At 44.0% G+C, this 9,780-nt stretch carries 7 protein-coding genes; 4 read left to right on the forward strand and 3 right to left on the reverse strand.

The annotated features are described in order from the left end of the window. Positions 1 to 45: 45 nt before the first annotated feature. On the reverse strand, positions 46 to 741 hold the full coding sequence (locus tag HPC40_RS00760) for a transferrin-binding protein-like solute binding protein (protein WP_208117575.1): 696 nt from the start codon (positions 739 to 741) through the stop codon (positions 46 to 48). Positions 742 to 978: 237 nt separating this feature from the next. Beyond that, entirely contained in the window at positions 979 to 2,283 is a 1,305-nt protein-coding gene (srmB, locus tag HPC40_RS00765; protein ID WP_208117576.1) for an ATP-dependent RNA helicase SrmB, read from the reverse strand. Between the two features lie 82 nt (positions 2,284 to 2,365). Between srmB and HPC40_RS00770 the strand changes: the two genes are divergently transcribed. After that, a complete protein-coding gene (locus HPC40_RS00770; RefSeq protein ID WP_208117577.1) occupies positions 2,366 to 3,085 on the forward strand; it encodes a tRNA1(Val) (adenine(37)-N6)-methyltransferase in 720 nt (239 codons plus the stop codon). A 37-nt stretch (positions 3,086 to 3,122) separates the two neighbouring features. Here HPC40_RS00770 and pnuC read toward each other — a convergent pair whose 3' ends face one another. Beyond that, on the reverse strand, positions 3,123 to 3,815 hold the full coding sequence (pnuC, locus tag HPC40_RS00775; RefSeq protein WP_208117581.1) for a nicotinamide riboside transporter PnuC: 693 nt from the start codon (positions 3,813 to 3,815) through the stop codon (positions 3,123 to 3,125). 177 nt (positions 3,816 to 3,992) lie between these two features. Here pnuC and rapA point away from each other — a divergent pair, with 177 nt between their 5' ends. The 3 genes from rapA to uvrD all read left to right on the forward strand — a co-directional run bounded on the left by rapA (position 3,993) and on the right by uvrD (position 9,690). Next, on the forward strand, positions 3,993 to 6,773 hold the full coding sequence (rapA, locus tag HPC40_RS00780; protein WP_208117578.1) for an RNA polymerase-associated protein RapA: 2,781 nt from the start codon (positions 3,993 to 3,995) through the stop codon (positions 6,771 to 6,773). 1 nt (position 6,774) lies between these two features. Beyond that, positions 6,775 to 7,434, forward strand: a complete 660-nt coding sequence (gene rluA, locus HPC40_RS00785) for a bifunctional tRNA pseudouridine(32) synthase/23S rRNA pseudouridine(746) synthase RluA (RefSeq protein WP_208117579.1) — start codon at positions 6,775 to 6,777, stop codon at positions 7,432 to 7,434. Positions 7,435 to 7,518: 84 nt separating this feature from the next. Further along, a complete protein-coding gene (gene uvrD / locus HPC40_RS00790; RefSeq protein WP_208117580.1) occupies positions 7,519 to 9,690 on the forward strand; it encodes a DNA helicase II in 2,172 nt (723 codons plus the stop codon). Positions 9,691 to 9,780: the final 90 nt, after the last annotated feature.

Here is a 9,780-nt window from a genome sequence, read left to right on the forward strand (position 1 = left end):
AATATACAAAAAAGCCACGCGATGCGTGGCTTTAAACAGTGAATTTTATTTACCTTTTTTACCTCCGAATACACCAGTGTATCCGCCTTTATCAAATTTACCACTGATTTCAGCTGCATTCTCGCCATAGAATCGACCTTTTACGCCATCATCGTCAAATTGGTTTGCACCTTTATCAAAACCCGCTTTAAAGGATGTAATTTCTTTATTGTTATCTGAAACAATATTTCCATCAATTGTGCGTTTACCAAAATCAACACCGATATTTGTACGACCTGATTCTAATGTTTTGCCATTATCTTTTGTAAATAATGCCCCACCGAAATAGTTTGCTTTACCTTCTTGTGGCATATCTTTTGTCGGTACACCATAACTAAAGAATTTACCATGGTCAGCTAACTTAACAACACCGAAGTTGCTGTCTTCGTAATCTTTACTGGTAATAATGGTGTTAGCATCGTCTTTTTTCTCTTTAAAGTTTTTAAACTCTTTTGAGCCTTTTGCATCGGTTAAATCATAGGTTTTATCACCCACTTTAATTGCGTGAATTTTTCCTTTCACTGATTCAACGCCGTCTTTAGTTAAGTCTTCAAGATCTTGATATTTGTTTTTTACTTGATCTTCAATACGACCTGCTTCTTCTTTTACTTTATCTTCAGTGCTTTTATCATCATCACTGCTGCTACAAGCCACTAAACCTAAACTAGCTAATAATGCTACGGCTAAATAAGTATGTTTCATTCGGAATCCTCCAATTTATTGTTATTGCTATTTACTTGTAAGCCAAGCAAATATGAATTTGAAATAGGATTATTTCAAATTCATAATAAAGGATAGCAAAAATAGCAAATTAGATCAAATTTTGGAAAATTAATGTTATTTTTGTAATATATAGTTTATATATGAAACTATTAGGAAATGAAATAAAAACAGTGTAAAAAATAAAAGTGCGGTCTAACCGCACTTTGCTAATAAAAATTATATTGATGATGACGCTGTTTTCCGCTTGCCAATATTTTTGCGATCGCGGTGTCGTTGTTTTATTTTCTTTTGTGTCTCTTTCTTTTCTGCTTTTTTCGCTTTGATGCGTGCTTTTTGTTTTTTACTGGGTGATTTCTTGCCGTCATCTTTAGGGGCTTTGGTGCGTGGCTCAAGCCCATCAATTACTCGTGGTTTGATGAGTTCTTGAGTATAGCGACGAATTTTCCCGAGCAGTTTGTAGTCGTGTGCTTCCACAAGGCAAACCGCTGTGCCCTTTTTGCCTGCACGTGCTGTGCGACCAATGCGGTGAAGGTAAACATCTGCACTATAAGGGAGATCGTAATTGAATACAAAATCCACATCGTCAATATCTATCCCACGCGCTGCCACATCGGTTGCTACCAGCACGTTGACAATACCATTTTTGAGTTTGTCGATGGCATTGTTGCGTTGCGTCTGTGCCATCTCACCTTCAAGATAGGTGCTGCGGATATTGCGTTTGCGGAGCATTTCACTTAAGGGGCGAACATCCTCACGTTTGCGAACAAATACGATGGCACGCTTAATTTGCTCATTTTCAATAATACGCACCAGTAGCTTAAATTTGTGTTCTTTGCTGTCGGCATGGCACATCCATTGATGGATTTTTTTACGTTCTCGTCGGCTGGGTTGGGCCTCCACTTTTTGTGGATTATTCAGTAAGCGTACACTGAAATCGTGGAGCAAATCACCTTCAAGTGTAGCAGAAAATAGTAACGTTTGCTCACGCCAGCGTGTTTCGGCGGCGATGGTTTCTGCATCTTGCCCAAAACCCATTTCGAGCAAGCGATCGGCTTCATCAAAAATTAGCATTTCAATAGTGCGGCAGTCAAAATGCTCTTCTTTGATGTATTGTAATAATCGCCCTGGCGTGGCGACCACAATATCTTGGGTTTCGTTAAAGGCTTCTGCGTGATTGATAAATGCCACACCACCCGTGATAGTGGTGACGTTAAGGGGGGTAAACTGGCATAATTCTTCGGCTTGTTGAGCAACTTGTAGGGCAAGTTCACGCGTTGGTGTTAGAATAAGAATACGTGGTGCGCCTGGTTTTTTACGAGGAAAATCGAGTAAATGTTGTATCGCAGGAATTAAAAATGCGGCAGTTTTACCTGTGCCAGTTGGGGCAGAACCTAAAATGTCGCGTTTGTCGAGTGCAGGTTCAATGGTTTGAACCTGAATGTCCATCGGGCGTGTGTAGCCTTTGGCGGCAATGGCTTTAAGCAAAGCGGGGTGTAAATCAAATTGATCAAATGTTGTCATAAGGTGTCCTTTCTTGTTGCCTTGATTATAACGAGATTGGCAACAAACCGCACTTTTTTATTAAGATGAATTGAGTTTAGCGATGGGATTTCAATTTAAACAATTTTATATTCAAGATGATCACTGTGCGATGAAAGTCGGTACGGATAGCATTTTATTAGGCAGTTGGGTTGGGCTAGAGGCTGTGCAGACGGTGCTAGATATGGGCTGTGGTTGTGGCATTTTAAGCCTGATGTTAGCTCAGCGTTTGCAGCAGCAACCGCACTTTATGATTTCGGCGTTGGAAATTGAGCGCAATGCTTATCAGCAAGCTTGTGATAATATATTGCAAAGTCCATGGGCACAGCATATTGCGGTATTCCATGATGATGTTGCTGCGTTTGCGAACAAAAATACGCAACAATTTGATCTCATTGTAGCAAATCCGCCTTATTTTCCAGCTGGAATCGCGTGTCGTGCTCAGGCACGAGACACCGCGCGTTATGTGGGGCATAGTGCATTGAGGTCGCATCTGGATTGGCTATTATGCGCCAAAACGATGTTGCGTTGTTCTGGGGCGATAGCATTGGTCTTACCTTATGATGCTGGGCTTAAATTGCTGACACAAAGTGCGGTTCATCAACTGCATTGCATTGAGCGAGTTGATGTTGCTACCACTGTGCAAAAATCACCGAGTCGCATGTTATTGCGTTTTGCCATGCAACCGAAGGCGTGTATTCATCGAGCCTTAGTCATCCATGCTGGAGACGATTACAGCGCAGATTATCGACAATTAACACGGGCGTTTTATCTGCGATTTTAATGTAAAAAGTGCGGTCTGGTTGACCGCACTTTTTGTCTTAATTGAGCTGAGTTTGTTTGCTCAGTTTAGTCCAGTTGTAGTAACCGTAGAGTGAGTTGAGCAAGTAAGCACTATACATGATGAACATGGCTGGGGTGGTGGTGTCATACCACAAGATAATGGAGAGAATATTGATGGCAATCCAAAATAGCCATTGTTCGCGATAGCGTAAAATCATTAATAATTGTGCAGCAACCACCATAACGGTTGTTACTCCGTCAAGTCCGACAGAATTGCCATCGGTGGTTTTTAAAAAGGCGATAAATGCAGCTGACGCAACGGCAATACCCACTAATGTCATCATCCATTCCTTGAGCGTTAAGGCTTTCGCTTTGACTAATTCATCGCCACTGCTTTCGCGTTGCATATTGGCTTTCCATAGGAAATAACCGATAAATTGTGCGGGAATGTACACATAGAGTGTTGTGGTCATTTCACCATAAAATTTGTTTTCCCAAGCCACATAAAAATAGGTATAGGCGAAAATCAGCCCAAAAAGATAGTTACTGATTTTTCCTTTGCCGACAAACACCACGCATATAATGCCACTAATTCCTGAAATCATGCCTAATAAGGAATCGGGTTCGTAGATATAAACGCCAATTTGCACCGCAAGAAAAAGTAAAAGCCAAAATGCTTCAAAAGGCGTCCAGCCAGAAAATAACTCGGTTTTGAGTTTTTGTAGCCACATTGTCATATTTTTATCCTCATTAAAATAAATTGGGTAAATTATATATCACAAAAATAAATTTTGCGTAGTGATTTTTTATATTTTGTGATTTTTATTTTTCATTTAGGGAAAAAATATCAGGGTATCGTAATTTGTTTTATAATAATGCTCATGAAAAACAGCGAAAAAGAGACAACAATGCAGCATTTTGCCGTCGGGCAACGTTGGTTTTGTGAAAGTGAAAGCCAGCTTGGATTAGGGATTGTTACCGCACTTTTAGGGCGGCAAGTCCGACTCTATTTTCCGCAAGTAGGCGAAGAGCGGTTATATTCTGTGCAAAATGCACCGTTACAGCGTTTGACCTTTGCGGTTGATGATACCATTGAAAGTGCTGAAGGTTGGCAATTGAAAGTGGAACGGTGTACAGCAATTGACGGTATTCTTCTGTATGCTGGGGCACGGTTAGATACGGGGCAATATGTTGAGTTGCCCGAGAGCCAAATTGCACACCGTTTGACGTTTAGTAATGTGAAAGTGCGGTTGTTTTCTGGGCAATTTGATCGTCATCAATGCTTTGACCTGCGCCTTCAAGCCTTGCGGGCACAGCACGCTCAATTTCAGTCGCCATGGCGTGGCTTGCGAGGTGCTCGTGCGGCACTCATTCCGCATCAATTGCATATCGCCAAGCAGGTTGGCGAGCGAACAGCACCAAGAGTGTTATTGGCTGATGAAGTCGGGCTAGGCAAAACCATTGAAGCGGGCTTAATCATTCAGCATCAATTGTTGAGTGAAAAAATTCAGCGTGTGTTAATTGTTGTGCCGGATCATTTGCAATACCAATGGCTAGTTGAAATGCGTCGCCGCTTTGATTTGCCGTTTAGTTTATTGGGCAATGATGATGCGGCAAATCCATTTAGGCAAAACGCCTTATTGATTTGCTCTCTTACGTGGCTGCTCAACTCGCCTGAACGGACGGAGCTTGCACAACAGGCAGAAATTGATATGTTGGTGATGGATGAGGCTCATCATTTAGCGTGGTCGCTGGAGCAAGCCAGTGAGGAATATTGTGCGATCGAGACACTGGCGCAGGCGATTCCATCAGTGTTGTTATTGTCTGCAACCCCCGAACAATTAGGGCTAGAGAGCCATTTTGCGCGTTTGCGATTGCTGGATCCGCATCGATTTTATGATTTTAACGCTTTTCAAAACGAACAGGATGGCTATCAGCGAGTAGTACAAATTATCAATAAATTGCTTGATGAGCAGCCCTTGAGTGTGTCTGAATGCAAGCTCATCGGTGAATTACTATACCAACCGCACTTTAGCGTAACGGAAAATAACCGTCAGGCAACAATTGATGCTTTGCTCGATCGCCACGGAACGAGCCGTGTGCTATTTCGTAATACACGGTTAAGCATAAAAGGTTTCCCGAAACGTGAAGTGCGGTTAATTGAATTGCCTTTACCGGTGCAATATGAGCATGTTGCACATACCCTTGCACCACAATGGCATTATGCACAGCAAGATAATACAACGCCATGGTGGCAATTTGATCCTCGTATCAGTGAAATTGTAGCGTGTTTGCAACAAGATAATGCACAGAAATGGGTGCTATTATGTCACTATGCGGATACTGCGATCGCGATTGAGCAGGCACTGCGTACGCGTTTGGGCATCCGTTGTGCTTTATTTCATGAACAAATGAGTCTGCTTGAGCGTGATCGGGCGGCGGCGTATTTTGCTGAACAAGAGCAGGGTGCCAGATTGCTGATCTGTTCTGCCATTGGTGCAGAAGGGAGAAACTTTCAGTTTGCCAGCGGCTTAATGTTATTCGACATACCCGATCATCCTGATCGCTTAGAACAAGCCATTGGACGGCTCGATCGCATTGGACAAGGTGCACAAATCGAGATTATTGTGCCCTATTTTTCTCATTCTGCACAGGCACGCTTAGTGCAGTGGTATCATCATGGGTTGAATGCGTTTGCGCAAACCTGCCCTATGGGTGAAACGCTATTTGCTGAATGGCAAGAACTGATCACCGTAGCTGATGATGTGCAATTTCAAACGGTGATTGCACAAACTCAAGCGCGCAAGGCGCAATTAGCGGCGTGTTTGGCACAAGGGCGTGATAAATTGCTGGAATATCATTCAAATGGTGGACAGCGTGCGGTAGCACTTGCCAATGGCATCGCGAAAGACGATGAAAACCCAGCGTTAGCTGATTTTGCACAACGGCTTTTTGAGTGCGTGGGAATAGACTGCGAAAGTTTAAGTGACACGCATTTTTTACTGCGTGCAGGCGAGAATATGCTCAGTGATTTCATCACCTTGCCTGACGAAGGCATCAGTGCCACGTTTGACCGCACGTTTGCACTTGCGCGTGAAGAGGTGCAATTTTTAACGTGGGACAGTCGCTTTATTCGGCAAGGCATTGATTTTGTACTGGCAAGTGATTTAGGAAAAAGTGCGGTTGCGTTACTGATAAACCCAGCCCTGCCTGTTGGCACGAGCTTCGTCGAATTGGTGTTTGTGCTACACACGCAAGCACCTAACGCCTTGCAATTAACGCGCTTTTTACCGCCAACGCCAATTCGGCTATTGCTGGATCGTCAAGGGCGAGATTTGAGTGTGCACGTTGCCAGCCACACCTTACAAGCACAATTAAAAAATGTCCCGAAAGGCATGGGGCAGCAAATGATTGCCATGACAAAATCCATTGTAGAACATGCAATTGCACATGCCCAACCCTTGGTAAAACAGCAAAGTGCGGTTATGATAGCCCACGCCACAGAAACGATGCACACGCAAATGCAGGCTGAAATTACACGGCTGAAGGCACTCGCGGCGGTTAATGGTGCGATTCGTCAAACAGAAATTGAATCACTTATCACCGCTGAACGTGATATGGCACATTTTCTTGCGAATGCCAGCGTGCGTCTTGATAGCGTACGTTTAATCGTGAGTAATAAGGAATAATATGGCACTCATTCATTACGATCCTCCAACCGACCCTTGGCTTGATCTGCTCTATTTCGACAACCATATTGCAGTGGTCAATAAACCGAGCGGATTACTTTCCGTACCAGGCAATCGCGAAGAATATCGCGACAGTGCCACGGTTCGTGTGCAACAAAAGTTTGGGTTTGCAGAACCTGTGCATCGCTTAGATATGGCAACCAGTGGTATTATTCTGTTTGCGCTGAGCAAAATGGCAGAGAAAGATCTCAAGCGTCAATTTCGTGAACGCGAAACGCAAAAACGTTATCAAGCCATTGTGTGGGGGCATCCTCATCAACGTAAAGGCGTAATCAATTTACCCTTAATTTGTGATTGGGAAAATCGCCCTCGCCAACGCATTGACTTTAATATTGGAAAAACGGCGGCCACCTTTTATCAGGTGCTGGCATATAACGCCAACAACACCGCACGAGTGCAACTGACACCGATTACAGGTCGTTCACACCAATTGCGGGTACATATGCTTGCTCTCGGACACCCCATTATTGGTGATAAATTTTACGCCCACCCAGCCGCGAAAGCCCTCAGCCCGCGCCTTGCATTGCACGCTGAGCAGTTAAGTTTTACGCATCCACTTAGCAAAGAGCACATCACGTTTACTGCACCTGTACCGTTTTAACCGCACTTTGTGATTTGGGCATTTAATTCTGTTCAAAAAAACCGTATAATCACTGGATAAATAACCAGTAAAAGTGCGGTCGGCATGGATTTTTCAGAGCTTCTTGACGGATTAAATACGCATCAGCGTGAGGCGGTGGCAGCACCGCTGGGAAATTATTTGGTGTTAGCGGGTGCAGGCTCGGGCAAAACGCGGGTATTAACACACCGCATTGCATGGCTGATTGGCGTTGAGGACGTGCGCGAGGGCGAGATTTTGGCCGTGACGTTCACCAACAAAGCCGCCGCTGAGATGCGTCAGCGCATTTTTGCCACCTTGCAACGCGAGAGCTATCAAGGCAATCGTGGCATGTGGATTGGCACGTTTCACAGCATTGCTAATCGCATTTTGCGTGCGCACCATATGGATGCGAATTTGCCGCAGGATTTTCAAATTATGGATAGCGAAGATCAGCAGCGAATGATTAAGCGGTTGTTGAAACTGCACTATTATGATGAAAAAAATTTCCCGCCGAAACAAGTGGCATGGTATATCAATCACCAAAAAGACGAAGGTCGTCGACCACAGCATTTGGATAATGCCCATTATCAAGAACGGGAATGGGTTGAAATTTATCGAATTTATCAAGATGCGTGTGATCGTGCAGGGTTGCTTGATTTTGCAGAATTGCTTTTGCGTGCTTATGAACTGTGGCTGAAAAAACCGCTGATTTTACAACGTTATCAACAACGTTTTCGGCATATTTTGATTGATGAATTTCAAGATACCAATACCATCCAATATGCGTGGATCAAACTGTTGGCGGGCGGGCAAGGCAATGTGATGATTGTCGGCGATGATGATCAATCAATTTATGGTTGGCGTGGTGCACGTGTAGAAAATATTCAACGTTTTTTAGCCGATTATCCTAAAGCACAAACTATTCGCCTTGAGCAAAATTACCGTTCGAGTGGCAATATTTTGCGTGCAGCGAATGAATTGATCGCCAATAACGCCGAGCGATTAGGAAAAAATTTGTGGACAGACGGTGGGGAGGGTGAACCTGTCGGCATCTATTGTGCATTTAATGAACTGGATGAAGCACGTTTCGTGGTCTCTCAAGTACAAAAATGGGTAGATGACGGTGGAGAATATCCTGATTGTGCGATTTTATACCGCAGTAATAGCCAATCACGCGTGCTGGAAGAAGCCTTTATTCAAGCTAACGTGCCGTATCGTATCTATGGTGGCGTACGCTTTTTTGAACGCCAAGAGATTAAAGATGCGTTAGCCTATTTGCGTCTTATTGCTAATCGCCACGATGACGCTGCGTTTGAGCGAGTCGTCAACACACCAGCCCGCGGCATTGGCAACCGCACTTTGGATACGCTACGTGAGATCACGCGAGAGCGAGGGGTAACATTATGGCAAGCGATTAATATTGCTTCACATGATAACTTACTTTCCCAGCGATCTCTGACCGCACTTTTCCGTTTCACCGAGTTAGTCAATGCGTTAGATCAGGAAACACTTGAAATGCCGTTGTTTGCACAAACCGATTATGTCATCAAACACGCTGGCTTGTATGCGATGTATCAACAAGAAAAAGGTGAAAAAGGAGAAGTGCGGATCGAAAACTTAGAAGAGCTTGTCTCAGCGGCGCGTGGGTTTATTAAACCTGATGAAGCAGAAGACATGAGTGATTTAACGGCATTTTTAACCAATGCCTCGCTTGAGGCGGGAGAAGGGCAGGCTGATAGCCATCAAGCCTGCGTTGAAATGATGACGTTACATTCTGCCAAAGGGCTGGAATTTCCCCGTGTATTCATTGTGGGTGCAGAAGAAGGTATTTTTCCAAGCCGCATGGCGCTAGAAGAGCCGGGAAGGCTGGAAGAAGAGCGGCGTTTAGCGTATGTTGGGATTACGCGTGCGATGCAAAAACTAACGCTCACCTATGCCGAAAGCCGCCGCCTTTATGGCAAAGAAGAGCGACATACAATTTCACGCTTTGTGGCTGAATTGCCGAAAGATTGCGTGCAAGAAATCCGCCTGCGTGGCAGCGTGACTTGCACATTTCAACCAAGTCAACGTACGAGCGGCATGCTCACTCATGACAGTGAATGGCAAGTCGGGCAGAAAGTGGTACACAATAAATTTGGACAGGGCACGATTATTAATGTTGAAGGCGCGGATAAAAATACACGCCTACAAATCGCATTTCAAAATCAAGGTATCAAATGGCTGATTGCTCACATCGCCAAATTAGAAAAACTGTGATCTATATCACGGTTGTGTCGCACTTTTCACTCGTATCAATGTGCGGTTTCAATTAATATAGTAAAAATATGTCTTTACAACGAATGCGAT

The sequence above is a fragment of the Spirabiliibacterium falconis genome (assembly GCF_014885015.1).
GTDB classification, from domain to species: Bacteria; Pseudomonadota; Gammaproteobacteria; order Enterobacterales; family Pasteurellaceae; genus Spirabiliibacterium; species Spirabiliibacterium falconis.

Coding starts and splice junctions, on each gene's coding strand:
- HPC40_RS00760 (WP_208117575.1), bottom strand. CDS start 741: ATGAAACATACTTATTTAGCCGTAGCATTATTAGCTAGTTTAGGTTTA.
- srmB (WP_208117576.1), bottom strand. CDS start 2,283: ATGACAACATTTGATCAATTTGATTTACACCCCGCTTTGCTTAAAGCC.
- HPC40_RS00770 (WP_208117577.1), top strand. CDS start 2,366: ATGGGATTTCAATTTAAACAATTTTATATTCAAGATGATCACTGTGCG.
- pnuC (WP_208117581.1), bottom strand. CDS start 3,815: ATGTGGCTACAAAAACTCAAAACCGAGTTATTTTCTGGCTGGACGCCT.
- rapA (WP_208117578.1), top strand. CDS start 3,993: ATGCAGCATTTTGCCGTCGGGCAACGTTGGTTTTGTGAAAGTGAAAGC.
- rluA (WP_208117579.1), top strand. CDS start 6,775: ATGGCACTCATTCATTACGATCCTCCAACCGACCCTTGGCTTGATCTG.
- uvrD (WP_208117580.1), top strand. CDS start 7,519: ATGGATTTTTCAGAGCTTCTTGACGGATTAAATACGCATCAGCGTGAG.